Source organism: Pseudotenacibaculum sp. MALMAid0570, from assembly GCF_040151415.1.
Taxonomy (GTDB): domain Bacteria; phylum Bacteroidota; class Bacteroidia; order Flavobacteriales; family Flavobacteriaceae; genus Polaribacter.
The window spans coordinates 268208-293710 of record NZ_JBDKWF010000049.1; the positions used below are offsets into that span (position 1 = coordinate 268208).

27 protein-coding genes are annotated in these 25503 nt (G+C 33.1%); 11 read left to right on the forward strand and 16 right to left on the reverse strand.

The window, feature by feature from the left end:
* Positions 1 to 24: 24 nt before the first annotated feature.
* The 10 genes from AAON49_RS11565 to AAON49_RS11610 all read right to left on the reverse strand — a co-directional run bounded on the left by AAON49_RS11565 (position 25) and on the right by AAON49_RS11610 (position 9395).
* A complete protein-coding gene (locus AAON49_RS11565; RefSeq protein ID WP_349554760.1) occupies positions 25 to 2250 on the reverse strand; it encodes an NADP-dependent isocitrate dehydrogenase in 2226 nt (741 codons plus the stop codon).
* A 728-nt stretch (positions 2251 to 2978) separates the two neighbouring features.
* A complete protein-coding gene (rplS, locus tag AAON49_RS11570; RefSeq protein ID WP_349554762.1) occupies positions 2979 to 3329 on the reverse strand; it encodes a 50S ribosomal protein L19 in 351 nt (116 codons plus the stop codon).
* Between the two features lie 110 nt (positions 3330 to 3439).
* Positions 3440 to 4954, reverse strand: a complete 1515-nt coding sequence (locus tag AAON49_RS11575) for an ArnT family glycosyltransferase (RefSeq protein WP_349554763.1) — start codon at positions 4952 to 4954, stop codon at positions 3440 to 3442.
* Entirely contained in the window at positions 4941 to 5624 is a 684-nt protein-coding gene (gene trmD, locus AAON49_RS11580; protein ID WP_349554764.1) for a tRNA (guanosine(37)-N1)-methyltransferase TrmD, read from the reverse strand. The genes AAON49_RS11575 and trmD overlap by 14 nt, the downstream gene beginning before the upstream one ends.
* A 32-nt stretch (positions 5625 to 5656) precedes the next feature.
* Entirely contained in the window at positions 5657 to 6166 is a 510-nt protein-coding gene (locus tag AAON49_RS11585; RefSeq protein ID WP_349554766.1) for a hypothetical protein, read from the reverse strand.
* 10 nt (positions 6167 to 6176) lie between these two features.
* Positions 6177 to 6941, reverse strand: coding sequence for a cyclase family protein (locus tag AAON49_RS11590; RefSeq protein WP_349554767.1), 765 nt, complete (start codon positions 6939 to 6941; stop codon positions 6177 to 6179).
* 60 nt (positions 6942 to 7001) lie between these two features.
* Positions 7002 to 7406 carry an ArsI/CadI family heavy metal resistance metalloenzyme gene (locus AAON49_RS11595; RefSeq protein ID WP_349554769.1) on the reverse strand — a complete coding sequence of 135 codons (405 nt, stop codon included), beginning with the start codon at positions 7404 to 7406 and terminating at the stop codon, positions 7002 to 7004.
* 71 nt (positions 7407 to 7477) lie between these two features.
* A complete protein-coding gene (locus AAON49_RS11600) occupies positions 7478 to 8047 on the reverse strand; it encodes a sigma-70 family RNA polymerase sigma factor (protein ID WP_349554771.1) in 570 nt (189 codons plus the stop codon).
* Positions 8044 to 8907, reverse strand: coding sequence for a peptide chain release factor N(5)-glutamine methyltransferase (gene prmC, locus AAON49_RS11605; protein WP_349554772.1), 864 nt, complete (start codon positions 8905 to 8907; stop codon positions 8044 to 8046). Before prmC ends, AAON49_RS11600 begins: the two co-directional genes overlap by 4 nt.
* On the reverse strand, positions 8904 to 9395 hold the full coding sequence (locus AAON49_RS11610; protein ID WP_349554773.1) for a GNAT family N-acetyltransferase: 492 nt from the start codon (positions 9393 to 9395) through the stop codon (positions 8904 to 8906). The genes prmC and AAON49_RS11610 overlap by 4 nt, the downstream gene beginning before the upstream one ends.
* On the opposite strand from AAON49_RS11610, the gene ribD reads away from it, so the two are divergent.
* The 4 genes from ribD to AAON49_RS11630 are packed head-to-tail and all read left to right on the forward strand — an operon-like array spanning position 9386 to position 12543.
* Entirely contained in the window at positions 9386 to 10468 is a 1083-nt protein-coding gene (gene ribD, locus AAON49_RS11615; RefSeq protein WP_349554774.1) for a bifunctional diaminohydroxyphosphoribosylaminopyrimidine deaminase/5-amino-6-(5-phosphoribosylamino)uracil reductase RibD, read from the forward strand. The genes AAON49_RS11610 and ribD overlap by 10 nt on opposite strands.
* Complete coding sequence (locus AAON49_RS11620; RefSeq protein WP_349554776.1) at positions 10461 to 11075, forward strand: HAD family hydrolase; 615 nt, start codon at positions 10461 to 10463, stop codon at positions 11073 to 11075. Before ribD ends, AAON49_RS11620 begins: the two co-directional genes overlap by 8 nt.
* Positions 11072 to 11935 (forward strand): EamA family transporter, encoded by an 864-nt coding sequence (locus AAON49_RS11625; protein WP_349554777.1) that lies wholly within the window; start codon positions 11072 to 11074, stop codon positions 11933 to 11935. The genes AAON49_RS11620 and AAON49_RS11625 overlap by 4 nt, the downstream gene beginning before the upstream one ends.
* Entirely contained in the window at positions 11935 to 12543 is a 609-nt protein-coding gene (locus tag AAON49_RS11630; protein WP_349554779.1) for an IMPACT family protein, read from the forward strand. Before AAON49_RS11625 ends, AAON49_RS11630 begins: the two co-directional genes overlap by 1 nt.
* On the opposite strand, the gene AAON49_RS11635 is transcribed toward AAON49_RS11630, so the two are convergent.
* Entirely contained in the window at positions 12532 to 12930 is a 399-nt protein-coding gene (locus AAON49_RS11635) for an acyl-CoA thioesterase (protein WP_349554781.1), read from the reverse strand. The genes AAON49_RS11630 and AAON49_RS11635 overlap by 12 nt on opposite strands.
* Positions 12931 to 13101: 171 nt before the next feature.
* On the opposite strand from AAON49_RS11635, the gene dnaA reads away from it, so the two are divergent.
* From dnaA to AAON49_RS11650, 3 genes are read left to right on the forward strand one after another with little or no spacing between them, the layout of a single operon-like run.
* The gene (dnaA, locus tag AAON49_RS11640; RefSeq protein WP_349554782.1) at positions 13102 to 14529 is read left to right on the forward strand and encodes a chromosomal replication initiator protein DnaA; all 1428 of its coding nucleotides are present in this window, start codon (positions 13102 to 13104) and stop codon (positions 14527 to 14529) included.
* 12 nt (positions 14530 to 14541) lie between these two features.
* Positions 14542 to 14991, forward strand: coding sequence for a low molecular weight protein-tyrosine-phosphatase (locus AAON49_RS11645; protein ID WP_349554783.1), 450 nt, complete (start codon positions 14542 to 14544; stop codon positions 14989 to 14991).
* A gap of 1 nt (position 14992) precedes the next feature.
* The gene (locus AAON49_RS11650; RefSeq protein ID WP_349554784.1) at positions 14993 to 15697 is read left to right on the forward strand and encodes an SAM-dependent methyltransferase; all 705 of its coding nucleotides are present in this window, start codon (positions 14993 to 14995) and stop codon (positions 15695 to 15697) included.
* Between the two features lie 63 nt (positions 15698 to 15760).
* Here the strand turns inward: AAON49_RS11650 and AAON49_RS11655 are convergent, their stop codons facing one another.
* The 5 genes from AAON49_RS11655 to dapF form a co-directional block, all read right to left on the reverse strand.
* The gene (locus AAON49_RS11655) at positions 15761 to 16309 is read right to left on the reverse strand and encodes a peptidoglycan-binding protein LysM (RefSeq protein WP_349554786.1); all 549 of its coding nucleotides are present in this window, start codon (positions 16307 to 16309) and stop codon (positions 15761 to 15763) included.
* A 116-nt stretch (positions 16310 to 16425) separates the two neighbouring features.
* Entirely contained in the window at positions 16426 to 17325 is a 900-nt protein-coding gene (locus AAON49_RS11660) for a DUF2279 domain-containing protein (RefSeq protein WP_349554787.1), read from the reverse strand.
* Positions 17322 to 18350, reverse strand: a complete 1029-nt coding sequence (gene mltG / locus AAON49_RS11665) for an endolytic transglycosylase MltG (RefSeq protein WP_349554789.1) — start codon at positions 18348 to 18350, stop codon at positions 17322 to 17324. The genes AAON49_RS11660 and mltG overlap by 4 nt, the downstream gene beginning before the upstream one ends.
* Positions 18343 to 18867: a GNAT family N-acetyltransferase gene (locus tag AAON49_RS11670; RefSeq protein ID WP_349554990.1), complete on the reverse strand. Its 525-nt coding sequence runs from the start codon at positions 18865 to 18867 to the stop codon at positions 18343 to 18345. The genes mltG and AAON49_RS11670 overlap by 8 nt, the downstream gene beginning before the upstream one ends.
* Positions 18864 to 19643: a diaminopimelate epimerase gene (gene dapF / locus AAON49_RS11675; RefSeq protein ID WP_349554791.1), complete on the reverse strand. Its 780-nt coding sequence runs from the start codon at positions 19641 to 19643 to the stop codon at positions 18864 to 18866. The genes AAON49_RS11670 and dapF overlap by 4 nt, the downstream gene beginning before the upstream one ends.
* Positions 19644 to 19777: 134 nt before the next feature.
* Here dapF and AAON49_RS11680 point away from each other — a divergent pair, with 134 nt between their 5' ends.
* The 4 genes from AAON49_RS11680 to ligA all read left to right on the forward strand — a co-directional run bounded on the left by AAON49_RS11680 (position 19778) and on the right by ligA (position 25491).
* Positions 19778 to 21157, forward strand: a complete 1380-nt coding sequence (locus tag AAON49_RS11680; RefSeq protein WP_349554793.1) for a trypsin-like peptidase domain-containing protein — start codon at positions 19778 to 19780, stop codon at positions 21155 to 21157.
* A gap of 100 nt (positions 21158 to 21257) precedes the next feature.
* Positions 21258 to 22700 carry a glyceraldehyde-3-phosphate dehydrogenase gene (locus AAON49_RS11685; RefSeq protein WP_349554794.1) on the forward strand — a complete coding sequence of 481 codons (1443 nt, stop codon included), beginning with the start codon at positions 21258 to 21260 and terminating at the stop codon, positions 22698 to 22700.
* Between the two features lie 223 nt (positions 22701 to 22923).
* A complete protein-coding gene (locus AAON49_RS11690) occupies positions 22924 to 23490 on the forward strand; it encodes a DinB family protein (protein ID WP_349554795.1) in 567 nt (188 codons plus the stop codon).
* A 3-nt stretch (positions 23491 to 23493) separates the two neighbouring features.
* Complete coding sequence (gene ligA / locus AAON49_RS11695) at positions 23494 to 25491, forward strand: NAD-dependent DNA ligase LigA (protein WP_349554796.1); 1998 nt, start codon at positions 23494 to 23496, stop codon at positions 25489 to 25491.
* The last annotated feature ends 12 nt before the right edge of the window (positions 25492 to 25503 follow it).

Here is a 25503-nt window from a genome sequence, read left to right on the forward strand (position 1 = left end):
TCTATTTTTAGAATGGATAATTTTTTAAATCAAATTTAAGATTCTATTCAATGTTTCACTAGGTCTCATAGCATTATTAGCCTTTTCATTGTTAGGCTGATAGTATCCTGCAATATCTACAGGACTTCCTTGAATAGTATTTAACTCTTCAATAATAACTTTTTCATTTGCTAACATTTGATCTGCAACCCCAGTAAATTCATTCTTTAGTTCTGTATCTTCATTTTGGGCAGCTAAAGCTTCAGCCCAATACATTGCTAAGTAAAAATGACTACCTCTATTATCTAGTTCACCTGCTTTTCTTGACGGCGATTTTTTATTGTCTAAAAATTTATCAGTAGCTTCATCTAACGCATTTGCCAATACTTTAGCTTTAGCGTTGTTGTTTACATCTCCAAAATGTTCAAGAGAAACAGCCAAAGCTAAAAATTCGCCTAAAGAATCCCAACGTAAATGATTTTCTTTTACAAATTGTTGAACATGCTTAGGAGCAGATCCTCCTGCACCAGTTTCAAACAATCCTCCACCATTCATCAAAGGAACAATAGATAACATTTTAGCAGAAGTTCCTAATTCTAAAATAGGGAAGAGGTCTGTTAAGTAGTCACGTAAAACGTTTCCTGTTACAGAAATGGTGTCTTTCCCTTCTTTAATTCTTTCCAAGCTAAATTGAGTAGCATCTACAGGTGAAAGGATTCTGATATCTAATCCATTTGTATCGTGATTTGGTAGATATTGATTTACTTTTTTGATGATTTCGGCATCATGAGCTCTGTCTTCATTTAACCAAAAAACTGCTGGTGTACCCGTTGCTCTTGCTCTATTTACAGCTAGTTTTACCCAATCTTGGATAGGCGCATCTTTTACCTGGCACATTCTCCAGATATCGCCAGCTTCAACAGAATGTTCTAGTAAAACTGCTCCTTCAGTAGTGATTACTTGAACGGTTCCTTCCGTAGCAATTTCAAAAGTTTTATCATGTGATCCGTATTCTTCAGCTTTTTGAGCCATTAATCCTACATTAGGTACAGTACCCATTGTAGTAGGGTCAAATGCACCGTGCTTTTTACAGAAATCTATGGTAGCTTGATAAATTCCAGCATAAGAACTGTCTGGAATTACTGCTTTAGTGTCTTGTTGTTTTCCTTCTTTGTTCCACATTTGACCAGATGTTCTAATCATTGCTGGCATAGATGCATCAATAATCACATCAGAAGGAACATGTAAGTTGGTGATACCTCTATCGGAATCTACCATTGCTAGATCTGGATTAGCGTTAAAAGCTTTGGTAATATCAGCCTCTATTTCTTTACGCTTCTCCTCAGATAATTCGTTAAGATTACTTACTAAATTTCCAAAACCATTATTTACATCTACACCAATAGACTTAAATGTTTCGTTGTGTTTAGCAAAAACATCTTTAAAGAAAACTCGAACAGCATGCCCAAAAATAATGGGGTCAGAAACTTTCATCATAGTCGCTTTCATATGAAGAGAAAATAAGACTCCATTTTCTTTAGCATCTATTACTTGTTCCTCTAAAAAGCTAATCAAAGCTTTTTTATTCATGACAGTAGCATCAATAATCTCTTTGTCTTGTAAAGCAATCGATTCTTTTAAAATAGTCTTTGTGCCATTAGAACTTGTATGTACTATAGCAACATTAGTTGCTCCGTTAATTGTTGTAGATTTTTCATTGTGAGCAAAATCACCTTCAGTCATAGTGGCAACATGAGACTTAGAATTTGCAGACCAAGCTCCCATAGAATGAGGGTTCTTTTTGGCATAATTCTTAACAGCTTTAGGTGCTCTTCTGTCTGAATTTCCTTCTCTTAAAACGGGGTTAACAGCAGATCCTTTCACTTTATTATATCTGGCCAAAATCGCCTTCTTTTCATCAGTATCTGCAGATTCTGGGTAATCAGGTAAATCAAATCCTAGAGCTTGAAGCTCTTTAATAGCAGCTTCTAATTGAGGAACAGAAGCACTAATATTTGGTAACTTAATTATATTAGCTTCTGGAGTTTTAGCAAGTTTTCCTAATTGACTTAATGCATCTTCTACTCTTTGATTTTCTGGTAACATATCAGAAAAATTGGCTAAAATTCTACCGGCTAAAGAAATATCTTTGGTTTCAAATTCTATGTTTGAGCTTTTGGTAAATGATTTTACAATAGGTAAAAATGAGCGAGTTGCCAATGCAGGAGCTTCATCTGTAATTGTGTAAATAATTTTAGCTTTTTGCGTCATAATGATGTTTTCTAGGTAAACTTTAGTTAAAAGTCTTAAAAATTAAAGTATAAGGTTTGCTTAAAAGCAGCGCAAATTTAAGAATTATCAGTCTATTTTACGAGTGAAGAATGTGTTATTTGAAGAAATAACTAAATGATATAAAAAATAAAAGCCATATCATTCAATTTCTTGACTGATATGGCTTCTTTGAGGTAAATTGTAAACAACGATTTGTATTGCTACACAATCAAATAGAGATTGCTCTCTATGTCTTTTTCAAACAAAAAGACTGCTTCTTTTTCTACCTCTGTAGATACTTCGCCTTGTTTTGGCATGTTGCTTCCACGAGACTTAATGAAGTTTCTACTGAACCTCTAACTTAATCTGTTTGTACAACTAAATAATTATACATTTTGGGTTTTTGCTTGGTTACTTTCGTAACTTTACTATTCCCGGTTTGTCTTCGCTGAGGAAACTCAAACTCCGACAGTTTGATTAGGTCTAGAAATCCATTAAATAAAGAACGTTACTTTATTCATTGCTCAGTCTGTATTCTATTTTTCTTGCGAATCCTTTCGTACTTCCCTTTGCAATTATGACTCAAATATAGAACTGAAATTGAAAGATGCAAATTTTTTAAGTAATTTAAAATCAACAAATTACTAACATGGGTTTTCAACATTTGTTAATAAAAACGGGCTTCAATAATTTGAAGCCCGTTTTTTTGCATTGTATGTAAGGTAGAATTAACTTCTTTTCTCTTTAATTCTAGCTTTCTTACCAGTAAGGTTTCTAAAGTAGTAGATACGAGCTCTACGTACTTTACCTTTTTTGTTAATTTCAATTTTTTGAATAGAAGGTAAGTTTACTGGGAATATTCTTTCTACTCCAACAGTACCAGACATTTTTCTAATTGTGAAAGTTTCTGATGTTCCGCTTCCTCTCTTTTGAATCACTACACCTCTAAAATACTGTGTACGTGTTTTGTTTCCTTCTTTAATTTCGTAGTATACTGTAATAGTATCACCAGCTGCAAATTCTGGATTTTCTTTTCTTGTAACAAATTCGTCTTGTACAAACTTTACTAAAGATTCCATTTTTAATAATTTATGGGTTATCCAAAACCAACATTCACGGTTCTCGTCAGAGGTTAATTTTAGCGAGTGCAAATTTAGGAATTTATTTTTGTAAATAAAACCTATTAAGATTATTTTTTTGGCTGATAATTAATGCAATAGAAAACCCAAAACTTTCTTGCCTTTCCTGAGTTTTCATTCAGAACTATTGGGTCTAATTCTATTACATTGGTAAAGTTGCTTAAGACATTAGCATCTAGCTCTCCCTTTTTGTTATTGTTTTTAAAACGCTTGTCTGAATCAATAAATAAAGCATTCTGTCCGTATAAGGCTTCCATGTCGTCACCCAAATAATCAAAATGCAGTGCGTTTAATCCAACTACATTTTGAGCATAAACTTTTTGGTTAAGGAAAAAACGAAGTTGAGCGGAGGTCTTATATCCATCCATAGAAAACAAAAAAGTATCAGGATATTCTTGCTGAAGTGTTTTTACTTCTTCAGATAATTCTTTCCATCCAACCCAAGTATCATCACTTTTGATAGGAACAAAAAAGAAAATAATTTGTGTAGCTAGGGCTATATGAAAAACTACCGAAAAGATCAGTTGAACTTTGACAAGTTTTCTACTTATATACATAGCAGCTATGATAATTCCGCTTATATAAGAAGGCATCATCCAATTTAATTTCACCCAATAAAAAGGAGTAATCAAAAAGAAACCTACAAAAGTGGGTACAAAAAAGGCTAGCAAAAAAAGTGTTTTTTGTGATGGTAATTTAAATTTAAGGATGGCTTTCTTAATATGTTTAAATGAGAATACAATAAAAACACAATACAAAATTGGAAGCAGTAAGAACATTTGATGCCCGATTGCTCCAAAGAAATTCTTTGGTTGAATCTCAAATTTAGAAATAGATCCCGTTCTTTCCGTTGACTGAAATGCGAATGAAGCAAATTCGTTTTGGTAGTTCCACCACCAAACAGGAAAAGTGGTTCCTACAAATAAAACAATACTTAACCATAACCAAGGAGAGATTAATAATTTTCTATACCTACTAGAAAATGATAAGAAAGCGATAAGTCCTATAGGTAGTAATATTGCTGTGTATTTACTTACAAAAGCAAAACCCATTGTGATTCCTCCAAGAATCCAAAACCATTTTTTTTGTTCAAAAATTGCTTTGTATAAGAAAAGAATACTCAAGGTCCAGAATAACAATAAAGGAACATCTGGAGTTGAATTGAATGAGAGTATAGAAATACAAATTGTAGATACTAATAATATCATACTTTTCCACATTCGGTGTTTTGAAAGGAAAATAGAAGATAATTTATAAAAACTGTAGATAGTTAATGAGGTAATTACAAAATCGGTGAATTTGACTACAAAAATTGATTGACCAAAAATTTCACTAAAAATTCTCAAGAAATATCCTATCATTCCAGGATGATCAAAATAAGAGAGTGATAAGTTTTGACCGTATAAATAATAGTAAGCGTCTTGAGGCATTAATCCCATAAATGGGAGTAATAACAGACGGAATAGTTGAAACCCAAGCACCCAAGAAAGTGCTTTATTGTTTTTTATGTAGGATGTAATTGTTTTCAAAGTAGAGTTGTATAAAAAACCTCTATGAGGTTTCATCTAATAAATCAGGTCTTATTTGTTGAGTTCTTTCATATGCCTTTTCTGATCGCCATTCTTCAATTTTAGGAAAATTTCCTGACAATAATATTTCAGGAACTTTCATTCCATCGTATTCAGAAGGTCTTGTATAAACTGGAGGCGATAATAAATTGTCTTGAAACGAATCTGTTAAGGCAGAAGTTTCGTCTCCCAAAACTCCAGGAATCAAACGGATAATACTATCACAAAGAACAGCAGCAGCCAATTCGCCACCAGTTAAAACATAATCGCCAATAGAAATTTCTTTAGTGACATACTTGTCTCTAATCCTTTGATCTACTCCTTTATAATGTCCAGTTAAGATAAGAATGTTCTTTTTTAAGGAAAGCGAATTAGAGGTGCTTTGATTTAGTGTTTTTGCATCTGGAGTCATGTAAATAATCTCGTCATATTCTCTTTCACCCAACAATTTATCAATACAATTTGAAATAGGTTCTATCATTAATACCATGCCAGCTCCACCACCAAATTGATAATCGTCTATTTGACGATAGTTACCCAATCCGTAATCTCTTAAATTGTGTAGGTGAATTTCTGCAAGCCCTTTGTCTTTTGCTCTTTGAACAATGGAATGGTTAAAAGGGCTTTCTAGCAATTCAGGTGCTACCGTAATAATATCTATTCGCATAGCGCAAATGTACAAGTTTTCATCAATGACTACTAATCGATATATTTTTCAGGAATGGGTTGTTTAGGAGTTTCGCCTTGCCAAAAAATGTTTATAATCCACCAACGCTTTCCGTCATTCAAGAGTTGTATGCTATTAATTCCTCTCATAAATGGCTTAGTATCTTTTTTACTTTTAAAAGATTCATATGTTGAGAATACTTGAGCCATATTTCCAAAACGATCGGTTTTTCTTCCAATTTCATTCTCAAAAAAACCGTTCTCTAATAGCCATTTTCCAGAAGTTTCGATGTATTCCTTGGCTGTCATGAATCTTGCTCCTACAACCCCTTGTCTGTTATTTCCAGATGGGATTAACTTAGCGTCTTTATGAAATAAATACTTGAATAAATCCCAATTTCTTGCTTCTCCTTTTTCACCAGAAATAACGGAGTATAAAGTTTCAATAGTACTATCTATGGTTTGAACTTTCTGTATATATTCATTGTTTTGAGCTGTTAAGAAAACTGGACTTAACAGTAAAATAAAGATGATTTTTCTCATAATTTTTGTTTTAGTTATCTAGCATTGCTACCACTCTTGCAGGTGCTGCTGAAGCTCCCACAATTTTAAGCGGAAATACAGCTACTTTAAATCCACTGTAAGGTAATGCATCTAAATTAACCAATTGTTCCATATGACAATACTCTTTTCTTGCTCCAACAAGATGCGCTTCCCAAAAGAGTTCAGAATTATTGGTCTCTTTCGCTTTTTTAATTAAATATTTTAAAGGTAAATCCCAGCCCCAAGAGTCTATCCCCATAACTTTGATTCCTTGGTCTATTAACCATTCTGTTGCTTCAGCACTCATTCCGGTTCCTTTGTCAGGAAAATCTTTGGTTCCGTTGTAAATATCTCTTCCAGTTTTAATCAATACAATCATTCCAGGTTGTATACTTAGCTTTTCTTTTTCTAAAAAATTTGAGATATCTTCAGTAGTAATAGCATCAAAGTCTTTCTTGTGTTTCATGTCGATAACAATTCCATCTCCATAACACCAATCTAAAGGTATTTCATCAATAGTTTTTGCACGTTTGCCATTTACTGTAGGAGAATAATGCCAAGGTGCATCTATATGAGTAGTAGAATGTACGCCCATTTTTTGAATGGTATCATCAGCCCATCCTTTAAAGTTCTTTGGAAACAATTTTTTTGGAAGTCCTAAAAATTTCAATAACAATCCAGCCTTTTGATGAGGTTTGTGTTTAATCTTAACCTTCATAAACCATGGATCGGTTTTATTGTATTGAATGGGTTTCGACAGGTCAATAATTTGCATAATAAAAAAGGGTTAAAGAAGACTTTAACCCAAATGTACATGAATTTTTTCATTGAAAAATCAATTGATTTCGCACTCTTTACTTGTTTTGCTGCCATATACTGTAGCATCTCCATGAGTATGAAATACTTCCCATTGTATGTTTTGAGGATCGGAAATCCAAGATTTGTCACTAAAAGCATAACAACAGGTTACTTGAGGTTCTTCGTACATTTGTCCTTCTGCCTTTTGCATATGCTCGTATACTTCTTCTAGTTCTTTTTCTGTTTCTACTTGAAGTCCAAGATGTCTAATTTCTTTAGGACCATCTCCGGTAGAAATAGAGAAATTAACCTTGGGGTCTTCTAGCATCCATTTAGCATAATCTGATTTCACTTTTGAAGCGGTTGTGTTGAATAGTGTGTTGTAGAACTGAATACTTTCATCTAAGTTCTTTACTCTAATATGTACATGGAATCTTTTCATGGTTTTAAAATTTAATGATTGAATTGTGTTTTGTTGCTAGACACATTTTATCATGAAAAGACGCAAAAGAATTATATTTTTTTGTCTGAAGTTGTCTTTAAAGAGCAACTGTTTTTAAGTTCAAATGAAATTGGAGTACCGTTTTTGTCCATTTCTATATGATAGCAGGTTCTTATTTGTTCTTTTAGATTTTTTCGAGCTCTTTGAATTCTACTTTTTGTGGCTGTCAAGCTAATTCCTAATTGATTTGCAATATCTTGCTGTTTAATGCCGTCTATATCAGACATTTTTAAAGGAATAGAGTATGATTCAGGAAGACAACCCATTAAAGGTTCTAAAAAGAGAGAGAGTTCGGTCCAAGTATTCAAAGAATTGTCTTCCTCTTCTGAGAAAAAAGGCAAGTCTTTTTTAGACTTTTTGATGTGGTCTAAGGCGGTATTATGTGCAATTTGATAAAGCCACGAGTTAATGTTGTTAATCTCTCGATTAGAACAACAAGACTTGTGAATTTTTAAAAGAACTTCTTGAGTGATGTCTTTTGCAAATTCTTCATCTTGAAATCGCGATAACATATAAAGGTATAACCGATCTTTCGATGAAAGCCAGATATCCCAAACTTCTTGATAGTTTTGTATTTTCATACAGTAGCTTTAATCATTCTATCTTTTCCAAAAAGGTCTTTTTTTAGCAAGACGTTTTTAAATTTAAAAAGACGCATCAAATCCAACATTTCTTTTCCGAGATACTGATTGATTTCAAAAAATAAGATTCCGTTTTCTTTCAAATTTTCTTTAGCAAGCTCAGAGATCTTATGGTAAAAAACTAATGGATTATCATCTCCTACAAACAGAGCCAGATGAGGTTCATTTTCCAATACATTATTTTTAATCTCAACTTTTTCCAATTCTCTAACATAGGGAGGATTAGAGATAATAATGTCATATTTTTCTCCTAATTTTCTAGTGTTTAAGATGTCTTTTTCGATAAAATTAATCTCAACATTATTTAATGTTGCATTGTTTTTTGCTGTTTCTAATGCTTTTTGTGAAATGTCTATAGCGCTAATATTCGCTTTAGGAAGATGTTTTTTTAAAGAGATAGGAATGCATCCACTTCCAGTTCCAATATCAAGGATGTTAAGAGGTTCTTCTGGTTTAAATTTGCTCAACGCTTTGGCTTCTGATATTACCCATTCTACCAATTCTTCTGTTTCAGGCCTTGGGATAAGTACATCTTCATTTACATAAAAAGGAAATCCAAAGAATTCTGTTTTACCTATAATATATTGTATAGGCTCTTCTTTTTGTAATTGTTGAATGGCGATATTGAATAACTTAAGCTTCTTATGGGGGATTTCTAAAGTTGGTTTTAATACCAAATCTATTCTTTGTAGGTTTAAGTACTCTTCAATTAAAATAGATAAAAATGAATCGACTTCAGTTTTAGGATACAAAGAAGATAATTCAGAGGTAAAATGATGTTGAAATTCTTTTAAAGTCATAGTTTCTTAATCATCCAAACATCACAAGAATAATGACAAGTATCTCCCATTGGGCCGTCAATTTGAGTAAAACCATTTTTTTTATACAAAGCTCTAGCTGCTGTCATATAAGGCATCGTTTCTAGATAACATTCATCAAAACCAAACTCTTTAGCCTTTTGTAGGCATTTGGTAATCATTGCAGAACCAAGCCCACGACCTCTGGCAATGGGTTTAAAATACATTTTTTGTAATTCGCAGGTATTGCCATCAAAATTATCTAATTGGGCCACACCACCACCGCCAACTACTTTGTTTTGATGTTCAATAACATAATAAATTGCTTTTTCTTTTTGATAAGTCGCATGCAAATTGTCCAATGCTTTATCTTCATAAGCGGTGCCTGTTTTGGGTGCTCCCATTTCAAGAATAACTTCACGAACCACGTCTGCCATCTGTTCGTTGTCTTTGGGTTCTATTTCTCTTATGATAAAGTCTGATGATGTCATTTATTCCTTTATTTTTGTTTTACGAAGTTATCGATTTTTTGAACCACGAACAATACATAAAAAGATGTCTTGAAATTGCTCAAAAAGGCATTGGATTTACTAGACCCAATCCTTCTGTAGGAGCAGTTGTCGTAAGTAACGGCAAAATTATTGGAGAAGGTTATACAAGTGCTTACGGAGGAAACCATGCTGAGGTAAATGCAATTGAATCTGTAAAGGATGTAGAATTGCTAAAAGAAGCTACTATCTATGTCACTTTAGAACCTTGTTCGCATCATGGAAAAACACCTCCTTGTTCAGATTTAATTATAGAAAAAGGAATTCCTGAAGTTGTTATTGGTTGTGTAGATTCTAATTCTGTAGTCGCGGGTAAAGGAATTAGTAGATTAGAAAAAGCAGGATGCAAAGTAACTGTAGGTGTATTAGAGCAAGAATGCAAAGAACATCACAGACGATTTTTCACTTTCCATGAATTAGTAAGACCTTATATTGTTTTAAAATGGGCTGAATCTAAAGATGGATTTATTGCTCCTTTGAAAAGGGATGAAAGAAAACCTGTATGGATTTCAGGTGAGGTTTCTAGGCAGTTGGTTCATCAATGGAGGAGTCAAGAACATGCAATATTAGTAGGAACCAAAACGGTAATTGAAGACAATCCAAAACTAGATGTAAGAAATTGGAAAGGGCAAAATCCTGTTAGAATTATCATCGATAGAGAGTTGAAAATCTCCAAAAATTCTAATGTATATGATGGTTCTGTGAAGACTATTTTTATTACAGAGAAAGAACGTGAGGCTTCAAAAGAACTGTTTTTCGAGAAAGTAGACTTTTCAAAACCTCTAGCTAAAGAGGTGTGTAAAGTTTTACACAAACATCAAATACAATCAGTTCTAGTTGAAGGAGGGTCTCAAACTTTGCAAACTTTTATAAATGAAGGTTTGTGGGATGAAGCTAAAGTTTTTGTTGGGAAAGATAATTTAGTTGAAGGAGTTAAAGCTCCGACTTTTACATATGATTCTATTGCATTACGAGAAATAGAAAATGATCAATTAAAAATATATCGAAATGATTAAGAATATCATTTTTGATTACGGTGATGTGTTTATCAATTTAGATAAACCTGCAACTGAAATGCATCTACTTAAGTTAGGATTAGAGCAGATTACAGAAGAAATGCTAGATGTTTGCAAATTGTATGAAACTGGTCAAATTTCTACGCAAGAATTTGTGGAAACATTTACTACAATGTATCCTGCAATTTCTGAAAAACAATTTATCGATGCTTGGAATGCTATTTTGAAAGATTTCCCACTACATAGATTGCAGTTTATAAAAGAACTTGCTGCTTCTGGAAAGTATCGTTTGTTTTTATTGAGTAACACAAATGAGCTTCACATTTCATGGATTCAAAATGATTGGAGAATGGAGTTGTATAATGAATTCAAAGATTGTTTCGAACAATTTTACTTGTCTCATGAAATTCAATTAAGAAAACCCAATGCCAATATTTATGAGTTTGTGTTAAATGAAAATGCATTAAAACCTGAAGAATCCTTTTTTATAGATGATACCAAAGAAAATACTGATGCTGCAAAAAAGTTAGGAATTCATGTATGGAATATTAATCCAGAAACTGAAGATGTTGTAGATTTGCTGGCCCAAAAAGAATTTGAGAAATGATCTATTTAATTATTAGTATTTGTATTCTGAGTTTACTGTTTGTAATCTTTAAGCTTTTTGAAGTTTTTAAAGTAAACACATTGCAGGCTATTATTGTAAACTATTTAGTAGCTGGAACTTTAGGAGTTTATGTATCGGATGTGTCATTAAAGTTTCAAGAGATACCAGAACAACCTTGGTTTTTAGGAGCTCTTTTTTTAGGAATCCTTTTTATTACTGTGTTTAATGTAATGGCAATTACTTCTCAAAAAAATGGACTTTCAGTTGCTGCTGTAGCTGGGAAAATGTCTGTAGTAATACCTATTGTTTTTGGAATTATTGTATACAATGAATCGGTAGGAATTGTAAAGATATTTGGTATTTTATTGGCTTTGGTAGCTGTATATCTTACTTCTTCTAAGAGCGACAATCAACCTCTTAAAACGAAAAATCTAATTTACCCATTATTACTATTCCTAGGTTCTGGGTGTATAGATACTTCTTTAAAATATGTAGAAACTACCTATGTTCCTGAAGGAGGAGTGCCAATCTTCTCTGCCACTATTTTCTTTATAGCATTTTTTTTAGGATTGGCCTTTTTAATCTTTCAAATCATAAAAGGTAATTTTAAGTTTCATATTAGAAACCTCATTGGAGGAGTTTTATTAGGAATACCTAATTATTATTCAATTCATTTTCTGTTGAAAGCCTTAAGTACTGAAGGATTAGAAAGCTCTACTTTGTTTACTCTTAATAATGTAGGAGTGGTAGTTTTGTCAACTCTTTTCGGATTGATTCTTTTCAAGGAAAAACTAATTAAAAAGAACTGGATAGGGATTGCCATTGCTGTAATTAGTATTGTTTTAGTAGCATTGTTTTAATGAAGGATTCTTATAAAACCATAGAATCTTCTTCAGAAGAAACACTCTTCAAAGATAGAAACAGTAAATTCTTTGGTTATGCATTTCATGTTAGAACAGAAGATGATGTTAAAAAAGCTCTAGAAGAGCTTAAAAAGAAACATTATACTGCACGTCATTTTTGTTATGCTTGGCAATTAGGAACTGAGACCATACGATATAGGGCAAATGATGATGGTGAGCCAAGTAATTCGGCAGGAATGCCTATTTATGGTCAAATACAATCCTTTGAACTTACCAATGTTTTAGTTGTTTCTGTTCGTTATTTTGGAGGAACAAAATTAGGAGTAGGAGGATTAATAAACGCGTATAGAAATTCAGCAAGATTAGCGCTAGAAGCAAGTAATATTATCGAGAAAACAATTGATGTTCCCTTTAAATTAACTTTCGGATATGAATTAATGAGTAAGGTAATGAAGATCATTAAAGATTATAAACTTACTATTCAGTCTCAAAAATTAGAAGAAAAATGTCAAATAGAAATTGCAGTAAGAAAATCTGAAGCTGCTAAAACTTTCGAAATTTTTGAGGCGATCTATCAGCTAGAAATCTCAGAATTAGAAGCTTAGTTTCTCTAAAATGTAATCAGGACATTTTGTAGGTCTGTTTGTTTTCATATCCATAAAAGCTAATACAGAATTCCCTGTTGATATCTTTTCTCTATTTTGGTTGATAATCTCATAATCAAAATCAATTTTAACTAAAGGTTTTTTCTTTAAAAAAACAGTCACAGTTAAAATATCATCATATTTAGCCGGTTTAATAAAACTAAATGATAGTGAAACAACAGGTAACATAATGCCGCTTTCTTCCATGTCTTTGTAGGTAACTCCCAGACTTCTAAGCCATTCCGTCCTAGCTACCTCAAAATAATTAGCATAATTACCGTGGTAAACCACTCCCATTTGATCGGTTTCACCATATCGTACTCGAATGTTTGTTGAGAATTTTTCCAAAAATTTTGAACAAGATTGACGGTTTGATTTTACGCAAAAAAAAATTAATAATCAATAGCAAATTCATTTTTTTATACTGAAAATTATTCACACTTTTGTATAGCTGTTGAGAAAGGATACCCCTGTAAGAAAAAGAACAATTTTTAACGACTAAATTCTTTATACTGTTTTATGACTAAAACTGCGGATACGGTTTGGAATGAATGCTTGTCTTTTATAAAAGACAACATTAAGCCTCAAGCATACAAAACTTGGTTCGAACCGATTAAACCAGTTAAATTGTCAGGAGAAGCACTGACCATCCAAGTACCTAGTAAATTTTTCTATGAGTGGTTGGAAGAACACTATATTAAATTGTTACGTGTTGCTCTGGTAAGAGAGTTAGGTAAAGAGGCAAAATTAATCTATGATGTTCGTATGGAGAACACCTATAGTAGTAATAGACCTCAAATTGTTAAAATACCAAGTTCGAATAGAGATCCGTTAAAACCTCAAAAAGTTTCTGTACCAGTTGAAGTTAGCAAAAGAGAGTTAAGAAACCCTTTTGTAATCCCTGGATTGCAGAAAGTGAAAATAGAATCGCAATTAAATCCTAACTATAACTTTGAGAATTTTGTAGAAGGAGATTCTAATCGTTTGGCAAGATCGGCGGGAATGGCTGTTGCCAACAAGCCTGGAGGAACTTCTTTTAATCCATTATTAATATATGGAGGTGTTGGACTCGGAAAAACACATTTGGCTCATGCCATTGGTGTTGATATCAAAGACAAATACCCAGATAAGACCGTATTATATATATCGTCAGAGAAATTTACTCAACAATTTATTGACTCTGTAAAATCAAATACGAGAAACGATTTTATTCATTTCTATCAAATGATTGATGTGTTGGTGATTGATGATGTGCAATTTTTATCAGGAAAAGCAGGAACACAAGATGTGTTCTTCCATATATTCAATCATTTACATCAAAATGGAAAGCAAGTAATTTTAACTTCTGATAAAGCTCCGGTTGATATGCAAGATATCGAGCAAAGATTGTTGTCTAGATTCAAATGGGGACTTTCTGCAGAATTGCAATTACCAGATTATGAAACCAGAATTTCTATTCTTCAAAACAAACTGTTTAGAGACGGTGTAGAAATGTCTGATGAAATTGTTGAATATATTGCTAAAAATATCAAGTCTAATGTAAGAGAGTTAGAAGGAGTTATTATCTCTATGATTGCTCAAGCGTCTTTTAACAGAAAAGAGTTTTCACTTGAATTAGCAAAACAGATTGTAGATAAATTTGTAAAGAATACCAAGAAAGAAGTTTCTATAGATTATATCCAGAAAGTAGTTTCGAAGTATTTTGATATGGATGTAGTTACGTTACAATCTAAAACTAGAAAGAGACATATTGTACAAGCTCGTCAATTGGCTATGTATTTTGCGAAGAGAATGACCAAAACATCCTTAGCAAGTATTGGAGCACAAATTGGGCAAAGAGATCACGCTACTGTATTACATGCTTGTAAAACAGTTGATAACTTAACGGAAACTGACAAGCAGTTCAGAAAATACGTTGAAGACCTTACGAAGAAGTTGACGTTCTAAACTTCATAAATAATGAAAAAAATACTGATGGTTTGCCTAGGGAATATATGTCGTTCTCCGTTGGCAGAAGGAATATTGCGTTCAAAAATTGATGTTGATGAAGTTTTTGTAGATTCGGCTGGAACAGCTGCCTATCATGTAGGCGAATTACCAGATTCAAGATCTATAGATGTTGCAAGAAAATATGGAATAGATTTAACCTATCAAAGGGCAAGAAAGTTTGAAGTTGTAGATTTTGATCAATTCGATGAGATCTTTGTTATGGACGACAGTAATTATCAGAATGTACTCTGGAAAGCTAGAACAAAAGACGACGAAGCAAAGGTGAAAATGATTTTGAATGAATCACAACCCAATTCTAATAAAAGTGTTCCTGATCCTTATTATGGAGGAGATCAAGGTTTTGAAAATGTGTATCAAATGTTAGATGAAGCTTGTGAAGTGATTGCTAAAAGAATGTAAAATGAAAGGAAAACTATATTTAATACCAACTACTTTAGGTGAAAATGAACCATTAGAGGTAATGCCATATTCGGTAAGGAAAATGGTAGAGTTGATAGATCATTATATTGTAGAGAACGAAAAGACAGCCAGAAGATTTATTAAAAAGATTACGCCTAAGAAATCTCAACCTTCCTTGGTTATGATGAAGTTGGATAAATATGCTGATGAAATGGAAACGAGAACCTATTTAGATGTTTGCGAACAAGGAATTTCAGTAGGATTGCTATCTGAAGCAGGTGTGCCTGCTGTTGCAGATCCTGGAGCAACCATTGTAAAACTTGCTCATGAAAAAGGAATACAAGTGGTTCCATTAGTAGGACCATCTTCGATACTAATGGCTTTGATGGCTTCAGGAATGAACGGACAAAGTTTTGCTTTTAATGGATACCTGCCAATAGATAAAGCAGATCGGAAAAAAGCAATTAAAGAGTTGGAGCGATTGTCCAAAGAAAAAAATCAATCTCAGATTTTTATTGAAACCCCTTACAGGAACGAAAAAATGTTTTCAGATTTGAAAGCAGCTTTAACTCCGCAAACAAGATTGTGTATTGCTGTTGATATTACATTGCCTGAAGAATATATCAAAACATATACAATTGCAGAATGGAAACAACAACAGCCCGATCTTCATAAAAGACCTGCTATATTTATTATTCAGAAATAATCTAGGTATAAAAAAAACCGTCAAATAAAATCTGACGGTTTTTACTAACTTTATTTACTAACTCTAAACCTTAGCCAATCGTTCTGCTTCAATCTCTGAAACATCGTAATCGGCAAATTTCTTCATGTATAATTGGATGGTAGCTCCGTAAGCATCAGAAAAATTAAACTTCCCGTTACTTCTCAAGTATTTTTTTACATTTCCAGCACCACTTAAGTGTGCAGCAGCCAAAATACCTGATTCGGTAATTTTTACGCCGTTGATGGTTTTACCAACACTTCTTCGAATGTCTTTTCGTAGAATCCATTTGTTTACTTTACAATAAGCAATAAATGCCTTCTCTTGTAATTCGGGATTTCTTAAAAAATCTTCAGTATTATAGATTCTAAAACGTTCTAATGTAGTTTTTCCAAATTGGTATTTTCCTAAATACCCTAGTGTATTAACAACACCGTACTTTCCTTGCGACTCTTTAAAAGCAACCGCTTCTTTAAAACCAACAAAATCGTTTTGTAAAAATGGAATATCAAAAGATTCCTCCTCCATATAAACTGGAGTGGGAGTAAATTCTTCTTTAGAAATTTCTGGTGTTTCAATTGCGTTAACAAACATCAGAAATACAGCAACTAAAAATAAAAATCGTCTAATAATTTAAACCTTTCTGTTTTGCGGGCGCAAAGATACGAATTAAAAATTAAATAACTGATAGTCAGTTAGTTTGAATTTTTCTAGAAATACAAATAATGGAATTTTAAGCCACCTTTGCTGCGAAATTCTAAAGTAGGAGCAGGAATTTTTATAAAATTAATAACAGAAAAGACAGATTTCAAAAATTTTGATTTTGTGGGAATTTTTACTAAATCGATATCGAAACTCAAGTAAAACTGCCGATATGGGTTTTGTGAAAATTGATTACTAGGAAGGTCTTCACCATACAACATTCCTTCAGCTCCATAACCAAAAGCGATATTCAGCCATTTAGGAATGTTACTCTCTTTAGCAAAAGACCAGATATTAGCAGATAGCCAATATGTTTGTCCGTTATAATCTTTCAATGCTTGTTCAAAGAAACTTTTACCTAAAGTATTTGGACGAACTTTTGCATAATCCGTTTTATGAAAAGAGTATTTTAAGGTAACTCTTTGCTCATTCCACAATAACTCTTGCCCAATTAGCAATCCAGTTCCAGCAGCATTGGCGGTGAAATCTCCCCAAGAAAATCCCCATTCATCAGAAAAACCATCTAAAATTTCAATTCCTGTTAAAAAACCAAAACCTAAGGTAGCTCCATAAATCAATTGATTTTTTTTGCTTACTCCAGACCAATCTAACAGCTCCATTCCAATTTTACCAATATAATAGGAAGACATAATATGTCCTATTTTATCCATTTGTTTCCATTGATTATTGTCATTAGTAAAATGAAAATTAGATCTAGGATAATCTGCATACCAAACTTTATTCAAGGCTAAAAAAGTAGCACTGGCTAAAGTAGTTTCAGAAATAATAATAGAATTTCTCCTTGATTTGTTTAAAGTGTCTGATTTTTTCCAAAAAGTGGAGTTATCTTGACCGTAGGAGGTTAGCGATAAAAAGAATAAGAAAATTAGAATATTCCTTTTAATCATCTTTTAATACCTAGTTTATTCAGCCAATTATGATATTTCTTAGCATTTCTACTATGTTCTTTTGAAGTGCTAGCAAAAGCGTGATACCCAATTTTTTCTACATTCACACACATATAAATGTAATTGTGCTTTTCGTAGTTTAAAACACCATCAATGGATGAAATATCTGGCATGGCAATAAGGCTGGGAGGTAGACCCCTATTTAAATATGTGTTATATGGAGATTTAATTTTTAAATCTTTATAGAGAACTCTTTTTACCTGAAAATCTTGCCCGTTTTGTTGCTTTAGGATATAAATGATTGTTGGGTCAGCTTGCAAAGGCATGCCTATTTTAATTCTATTCAAATACAACCCCGCAACTCTCGATCTTTCAGAAACTTGAGATGCCTCTTTTTGAACAATTGAAGCTAATGCCATTACCTCATTTGGAGTCATTTTTAAAGCTTTGGCTTTGGATAGTCTATCAGAATTCCAAAACTTTTGCGACTCTTTGAACATTCGATCTCTGAATTGATCTCCAGAAGTATTCCAAAAGAATTCATAAGTGTTTGGAATAAAATATCCCAACATTTGAGACTGTTGAATTCCTTTTTTTGCGAGAAAATCAGCATCTTGAAAAGCATGAATTAAAGAAGTAGAATCTGCTTCAATTTGCAAAGCAATTCGACCTGCTAATTTTTCTAAAGTATCTTGATTGTTGAAGGAAACTTTAATGGGAGTTTGATTTCCACTTCTTAATAAGTTAATCAAGTCGTTGTTAGACATTCCTTTATCTAACTTGTATTTTCCTCCTTTGATATTTGTAAATTTCTTTTTCTCGGCAACCCAAAGAAAAGCATCTTCGTCTTTAATGAATTCTTTTAAAGAAGTAACTACATCATCAATTTTATCTGATGATTTTATAAATAAAAAGCCAGTTTTAACAACGTTATTCCCAAAAATCTTTTGATAATAATTGTATCCGAAAATTCCACCACCAATAAGTAGAACTATAACTGCACTAAGAATAACTTTTCTATTCATAAATTAATTGAAAAATAAGTTCGTTTTTATACTGACCATTTACAAAAAGCCAATCCTTTTTTTCTCCAACCTTTTTAAAGCCAAATTTTGTAAAAAGCCCTATGCTTTTTTTATTATCAACACTAATATTTGCATAAAGCTGATGCAAGTTTAAGTGAGAAAAACTGTAGGATATTAAGAGCGCTAAAGCTTCAGATGCATATCCGTTTTTCTGATATTTGGGAGCAATAAAAATACCAATTCCTGCTCTTTTGTGTTGAGGGTTAAAGTCAAACAAATCAATCATTCCAATTTTTTGATTGCTTTCTTTTTCAACAATCATCAATCGAAGTTGTTTCGCTTCGTAAATATCTTGATAAGCATTTTCCAAATATTGTTTTAAAATGTATTTAGAAAAAGGAGCTTGGGTATGACTTACTTCCCAAAGTCGTGTGTCGTTTTCTATCTGAAAAAGAAACTCTAAATCTTCTGGCTCTAATGCCCTAAGTTTGCTATGTTTTCCTTCTAACAACATTATGAAATTTCAAAAGTTCCTTGAAATACAAACTGAGCAGGCCCTGTCAATATCACATTTTTATAGATTCCGTCAATAACATCAAAATCAACCGTTAGGTTACCGCCAACTGCGTTAAGATTTACAGTAGTGTCTGAAGTCTTGCCAATTTTATGAACAGCAATAGCAGCTGCTGTAACTCCAGTGCCGCAAGCCAGTGTTTCGTTTTCTACACCACGCTCGTAGGTTCTAATGTCAAAAGTATTTTCGTTTACTTGTTGTATGAAATTGATATTACTACCTTCTTTACCATAGACCTCATTTCTAATTTTTCTTCCAGATTCTACTACAGGATAGTTTTGTAAATCATCAACCAATTCAATATGATGCAAGGTTCCTGTATTGGTAAAAACGTGGTTTTCAAAAACATCTACTTTGTCAACATCAATCATTTCTAAAGAAACAGTATTGTCTTCGTTTACTTTAGCATGATGGGGTCCATCATAAGCTGTAAAGGTAGTTGACGAATTTATAATTCCTAATTTTTTGGCGAAAGCTACGGCGCATCTGGCACCATTTCCACACATGGTCTGACTACTATCAGCATTAAAATAGATCATTTTAAAATCGCTGTCAATATCATTTTCAATCAATATCAGTCCGTCAGCACCAATCCCAAAGTGTCGATCACAAAGATGAATAATCAACTCTGCGTTATCTTTTGGGAAAACATCATTTCTATTGTCTATAAAAATGAAATCATTTCCAGCTCCCTGATATTTAAAAAAGTTTAGACTCATAGCAAGCAAAGATACAAAAATGCATCTCAAATAATATCTGTTAAAGCAGGGTTAAAAACCGTTAACAACTGTTAAGCCTCTTGATTGAATTGTTAAAATTAGTATTTTTGATTGTAAGTAAAATAGAGAATAAGATGAAGAAGTTTTTTAGTTTTTTAAGTATTGCTATTCTAGGAGGGGTGATTGCTTTAGGAGGATATAAAGCGTTTTTAGAAAAACCTGTTGTGATAGAAAGAACAAATGAGCAACCTATTCAAACCTTTCAAACCAATTTTCAACCTGCTTTTGAAACTACAAATGCAAGTTATGCACCAACCAATTTTACTGAAGCTGCTGAAAAAACAGTAAATGCTGTAGTACACGTTAAAAATACAGCAGAAAAATCTGGAATAACATCGTGGTCAGATTTGTTTAACGGACCAAGAAAGTATGAGCAAGTTGGAACAGGAAGTGGTGTAATTATTTCTTCAGACGGATACATTGTTACTAATAATCATGTTATTGCAAATGCAACTGATTTAGAAATTACGCTCAACAATAGAAAAAAATATAAGGCCGAATTAGTTGGAACAGATACAGAAAACGATATTGCTCTTCTAAAGATTGATGCTGATGAAAAACTACCTTATATTCCTTTTTCTAATTCTGATAATGTAAAGATTGGTGAATGGGTGCTAGCAGTTGGAAACCCTTATAATTTAACATCTACAGTTACAGCAGGAATCGTGAGTGCTAAAGGAAGAGATTTAGAAGGAAATGGAGGGATTACAGATTCTTTTATTCAAACTGATGCTGCGGTAAACCCTGGAAATAGTGGAGGTGCTTTGGTAAACACCAGAGGAGAATTAGTGGGTATTAACACCGCTATTACTTCAAGAACGGGATCTTATATCGGGTATTCATTTGCTGTTCCATCCAATATCACAAAGAAAATCATTGATGATATTTTAGAATATGGAAAAGTACAAGAAGCAGTTATTGGTTTTATTCCTGAAATTAAAGAGGATTTAGAAGGTGTTATTATTAAAGAAATCTCGGAAGATAGTGATGCTAAAAAATCTGGATTGAAAGAAGGAGATGTAATTGTAAAGATCAATGATGTAAAAATTTCAAAATTCTCAGAGTTGAGTGGTCAATTGAAAGCGAAAAGACCTGGGGAGTATGTTAATGTAACAGTAGATAGAAGTGGGGAAATACTTACTAGGAAGGTTAAATTGAGTAAAAAGATAAAGCGATTTATCTCTAATGCGTTTCAATTAGAATTTAAAGATTTGTCTAAAAAAGAAACTAAAAAATACGGATTGTCTGGAGGTGCAAAAATTATCAGAGAAGCGCGAAATGACAACGGGAATGATAGTTTAGTAGGATTTATTGTTACATCTATTAATGGACAAAGAATAAATACAGCCGATGAAGCTAGCAAGCTGTTAGATAATTTGGCAAGAAGTAGATATCGAATCAAGGTAGAAATGATTAACACAGAAGGTGAAGTTGAACGTTATGTATTCAGATAAAATCCTGATAATCATCAGGATTTTTTTATTGTAAAAAGTATTACGAAATCGTTTGAAATTAATACTTTTGCACCAAATTTTAAATACAACAACACAACACATGTCACCACTCACAAATTACGAACAAGAAGTTGCTTCTCAAGCTCAAATTAGAAGAGCTACAACTGAGTTTATCAATATTGTAAATGACTTATGGTATGATAAGTCTATCGAATTGGTTTTGTTTAGAAACCCATTAGTAGACAAAAGAGCAAGTGAAGTATTAAATTTAATCGATTATGCTAGAGAATTTGTAGCAAAACCAATCTCTATTCTTGATGCATTAGATATTGCAAAAGCAATTCAACAATTAGATTTACCGTCTTCTAAATTAGATATCGGAAAGTTAGCTTACGAATGCTATTTAAATGTAGATGGATGTAAAGACAAAGTAGAGTTTGTAAAGAAACAATTAAGCGATGTAACAGAAGCGAAAGACATTCAACCAAAAGATGTAGTGCTATATGGTTTTGGAAGAATCGGACGTTTGTTGGCTAGAGAATTGATGACAAAAATGGGAAAAGGTTCTCAGTTACGATTAAGAGCTGTAGTTACTCGTGGAGAAATCAATCAAACAGTATTAGAAAAAAGAGCTTCTTTGTTGAGTATTGATTCTGTTCATGGAGATTTCTTAGGAACAGTTCAGGTAGATGTAGAAAACAAAGCTTTAATTATTAACGGAACTACAGTGTATATGATTTCTGCTGGTGCGCCAGAAGAGATAGATTATACTGAATACGGAATTGATGAAGCTTTAATTATAGACAACACAGGAGCATTTAGAGATCACGAAGCATTAAGCCGTCATCTAAAAGCAAAAGGAGCAAGTAAAGTTTTATTAACGGCACCTGGAAAAGGAATTCCAAATATTGTGCACGGAGTAAATCATATAGATCACGATCCAGACAAAGTGGATATTTTCTCAGCAGCTTCTTGTACTACCAATGCAATTACACCAGTTTTAAAAGTAATTGAAGATAACTACGGAATCAAAAAAGGACATTTAGAAACCATTCATGCGTATACAAATGACCAGAACCTAGTTGATAATATGCACAAGAAATACCGTAGAGGTAGAGCCGCGGCATTAAATATGGTAATTACTGAAACTGGAGCAGGAAAAGCAGTAGCAAAAGCTTTACCCGCTTTAGAAGGAAAACTAACATCCAATGCAATTAGAGTTCCTGTGCCAAACGGATCTTTAGCTGTCTTAAACTTACAGTTGCATTCTGAAGTAACTACTGAAGCTTTAAATGCAATGATGAAACACAATGCATTAGAAGGAGATTTAGTAGAACAAATTCAGTATTCTATAGATAATGAATTGGTGTCTTCTGATATTGTAGGTACAACAGCACCTTCAATTTTTGATAGCAAAGCAACAATTACAGACAAGGATACCATTGTTATTTATGTATGGTACGATAACGAATATGGATATAGTCATCAAGTAATTCGTCTAGCGAAACATATCGCCAAAGTTAGAAGATATACATACTATTAGTAGTTAGTCCGCAAGGTACTAGCGTATTTAAAAACAAGTTTGAATGTCATGAAGAGCGTAGTCGAGACATCTTTTTCAAAAAGTATGCGCTCTAGTTAAAACATAAACTTGAATATTTTTTAAATTCTAACTAAAAAGAGATTAGCATAAACCCGAAACAAATTTGTTTCGGGTTTTATTTTACACGATGTTTTTCATTATTTTTAACACAAAACAAACACCAATGAAAATTTTCTACACTTTAATTTTTGCAATCTTTATATCAACAGCAAGCATGGCACAAGACTCTAAATTACCTTATTACGAAATTCCGGAAGCAGCAGAAGAATATACGGCTGGAACAGTAGCAAGTAGAATGGTAGACGGATTGGGATTTAGATACTATTGGGCTACAGAAGGATTACGTCCTGAAGATTTAAGTTTTCGACCTAATAAAGAAGCCAGAACTACAGAACAAACAATTGATCATATTTTAGGACTTTCACAAGTGATTTTAAATGCAACTTTAAAAGTAGCAAACGGAACACCACAACCAAAAATGACCTTCGCAGAAAAGAGAAAAAAGACTTTAGAAAATTTAGAAAAAGCAAGTAAAATCCTAAGGGAAAGTAAAGACCTTTCTGAATTCAAGATAATTTTTGGCAAAACAGAATTCCCTTTTTGGAACAATATTAACGGACCCATCGCTGACGCGCTATGGCATACAGGTCAAGTTGTTTCCTTTAGGAGATCGTCAGGGAATCCATTTCCAAAAGGAGTAAGTGTGTTAACAGGTAAAAAGAGACAATAATACATGAGCGTTAAAGAAAGAATCGAATCTTTACGAGAAGAATTACGTCAACACAATTACAATTACTACGTTCTTGACAATGCCACTATTTCTGATTTAGAGTTTGATTTAAAACTTAAGGAGTTAGAGAAATTAGAAACGGATCATCCTGAGTTCTTTGATTCCAATTCGCCAACGCAAAGAGTTGGAGGAGAAATTACTAAGAACTTTGAAACCTTTACGCATAAGAACAGAATGTATTCTTTAGACAATTCCTATTCCAAAGAAGACTTGTTGGATTGGGAAAAGCGTATTCAAAAAATATTAGGAACTAATCAAATCGAATATACTTGCGAGTTGAAATATGATGGAGCTTCAATTAATCTCACCTATGAAGATGGAAAATTTGTGAAAGCAGTAACTCGCGGTGATGGTTTTCAAGGAGATGATGTAACAACCAATATCAAGACAATTAAATCTATTCCATTAGTTATAAGAGAGGACTTCGTTTCCAATTTTGAAATGAGAGGTGAGATTATTTTGCCGTTGGATGGTTTCAAAAAAATGAATGAAGAACGTGTTGCCAATGGAGAAGAAGAATATAGAAATCCCAGAAATACCGCTAGTGGAAGCTTAAAATTACAAGATAGTGCTGAAGTAGCAAAACGACCTTTAGATTGTTTGCTATATCAAGTGGTTACAGATGAACGAAAATATGCATCACATTACCAAAGCCTATCAGGAGCGAGAAAAGTAGGATTTAAAGTTCCTGCAACCATTATAGAAGCCAAAACCATTGATGAGGTATTGAATTTTGTCAACGACTGGGATACAAAGCGACATGATTTGCCTTACGAAACTGACGGAGTTGTAATCAAAGTGAATAATCTTCAACAGCAAGAAGAATTAGGATATACTTCCAAATCACCACGTTGGGCTATTGCTTATAAATTCAAAGCCGAACAAGCCATTACCAAACTCAATGAAATCACTTATCAAGTTGGACGAACTGGCGCAATTACTCCTGTAGCAAACTTAGAACCAGTACAATTGGCAGGAACCGTTGTAAAGAGAGCTTCGTTACACAATGCAGATCAAATAGAAAAGTTAGACATTAGAATTAACGATACCGTTTTTGTAGAAAAAGGAGGTGAGATCATCCCAAAGATTATTGCGGTAGATTTCTCTAAGCGGTCACAAGATTCAATTCCTACGAAATACGCAACTCATTGTCCAGAATGCCATACTGAACTAATTCGAACTGAAGGTGATGCCAAGCACTATTGTCCGAATACCTATGGATGTGCACCACAAGTTTCAGGAAGAATTCAACATTATATCAGCAGAAAAGCCATGGATATAGATGGTTTAGGAGGAGAAACTGTTGAGTTGCTAAGAAAAGAAGGGTTGGTTCAGAACTACGCCGATTTATACGACTTACGCGTAGAACAAATTATTCCTTTAGAAAGAATGGCAGAGAAATCTGCACAGAACATGATTGAAGGAATTGAAAAATCGAAAGAGATTCCGTTTGAAAAGGTTTTATATGCTTTAGGAATCCGATTTGTTGGAGAAACTGTGGCAAAAAAGTTGGCCAAGCATTTTAAGTCGATTGACAATTTAATGGCTGCCGATTTTGAGACTTTAATTTCTGTAGATGAAATAGGAGATAAGATTGCAGAAAGCATCATAGAATTCTCGAACGACTTAGGCAATATTCTATTGGTAGACAGATTGAAGTCTTACGGAGTACAACTACAAGTCTCTGAAGAAGATTTGGCGAATCAAACCGATAAATTGCAAGGCAAAGTCTTTGTAGTTTCTGGAGTGTTTCACCAAATGAGTAGAACAGAACTTAAAAAAGCCATAGAAGATAATGGAGGAAAAGTAAGTTCGTCTATTTCTAAGAAGACGACTTATGTTGTAGCGGGAGACAATATGGGACCCAGCAAAAAAACAAAAGCTGAAGATTTAGGAGTTGCTATTATTTCTGAGGATGATTTTATTAAGATGATAAACTAGAATGTCATTCCC

Coding starts and splice junctions, on each gene's coding strand:
- AAON49_RS11595 (WP_349554769.1), bottom strand. CDS start 7,406: ATGAAAAGATTCCATGTACATATTAGAGTAAAGAACTTAGATGAAAGT.
- AAON49_RS11585 (WP_349554766.1), bottom strand. CDS start 6,166: ATGAGAAAAATCATCTTTATTTTACTGTTAAGTCCAGTTTTCTTAACA.
- AAON49_RS11630 (WP_349554779.1), top strand. CDS start 11,935: ATGAAGGATTCTTATAAAACCATAGAATCTTCTTCAGAAGAAACACTC.
- AAON49_RS11600 (WP_349554771.1), bottom strand. CDS start 8,047: ATGAAAATACAAAACTATCAAGAAGTTTGGGATATCTGGCTTTCATCG.
- rplS (WP_349554762.1), bottom strand. CDS start 3,329: ATGGAATCTTTAGTAAAGTTTGTACAAGACGAATTTGTTACAAGAAAA.
- prmC (WP_349554772.1), bottom strand. CDS start 8,907: ATGACTTTAAAAGAATTTCAACATCATTTTACCTCTGAATTATCTTCT.
- mltG (WP_349554789.1), bottom strand. CDS start 18,350: ATGAATAGAAAAGTTATTCTTAGTGCAGTTATAGTTCTACTTATTGGT.
- AAON49_RS11645 (WP_349554783.1), top strand. CDS start 14,542: ATGAAAAAAATACTGATGGTTTGCCTAGGGAATATATGTCGTTCTCCG.
- AAON49_RS11690 (WP_349554795.1), top strand. CDS start 22,924: ATGAAAATTTTCTACACTTTAATTTTTGCAATCTTTATATCAACAGCA.
- AAON49_RS11655 (WP_349554786.1), bottom strand. CDS start 16,309: ATGTTTGTTAACGCAATTGAAACACCAGAAATTTCTAAAGAAGAATTT.
- AAON49_RS11620 (WP_349554776.1), top strand. CDS start 10,461: ATGATTAAGAATATCATTTTTGATTACGGTGATGTGTTTATCAATTTA.
- AAON49_RS11610 (WP_349554773.1), bottom strand. CDS start 9,395: ATGACATCATCAGACTTTATCATAAGAGAAATAGAACCCAAAGACAAC.
- AAON49_RS11625 (WP_349554777.1), top strand. CDS start 11,072: ATGATCTATTTAATTATTAGTATTTGTATTCTGAGTTTACTGTTTGTA.
- dnaA (WP_349554782.1), top strand. CDS start 13,102: ATGACTAAAACTGCGGATACGGTTTGGAATGAATGCTTGTCTTTTATA.
- AAON49_RS11650 (WP_349554784.1), top strand. CDS start 14,993: ATGAAAGGAAAACTATATTTAATACCAACTACTTTAGGTGAAAATGAA.
- AAON49_RS11590 (WP_349554767.1), bottom strand. CDS start 6,941: ATGCAAATTATTGACCTGTCGAAACCCATTCAATACAATAAAACCGAT.
- AAON49_RS11680 (WP_349554793.1), top strand. CDS start 19,778: ATGAAGAAGTTTTTTAGTTTTTTAAGTATTGCTATTCTAGGAGGGGTG.
- ribD (WP_349554774.1), top strand. CDS start 9,386: ATGATGTCATTTATTCCTTTATTTTTGTTTTACGAAGTTATCGATTTT.
- ligA (WP_349554796.1), top strand. CDS start 23,494: ATGAGCGTTAAAGAAAGAATCGAATCTTTACGAGAAGAATTACGTCAA.
- dapF (WP_349554791.1), bottom strand. CDS start 19,643: ATGAGTCTAAACTTTTTTAAATATCAGGGAGCTGGAAATGATTTCATT.
- AAON49_RS11660 (WP_349554787.1), bottom strand. CDS start 17,325: ATGATTAAAAGGAATATTCTAATTTTCTTATTCTTTTTATCGCTAACC.
- AAON49_RS11685 (WP_349554794.1), top strand. CDS start 21,258: ATGTCACCACTCACAAATTACGAACAAGAAGTTGCTTCTCAAGCTCAA.
- AAON49_RS11575 (WP_349554763.1), bottom strand. CDS start 4,954: ATGAAACCTCATAGAGGTTTTTTATACAACTCTACTTTGAAAACAATT.
- trmD (WP_349554764.1), bottom strand. CDS start 5,624: ATGCGAATAGATATTATTACGGTAGCACCTGAATTGCTAGAAAGCCCT.
- AAON49_RS11565 (WP_349554760.1), bottom strand. CDS start 2,250: ATGACGCAAAAAGCTAAAATTATTTACACAATTACAGATGAAGCTCCT.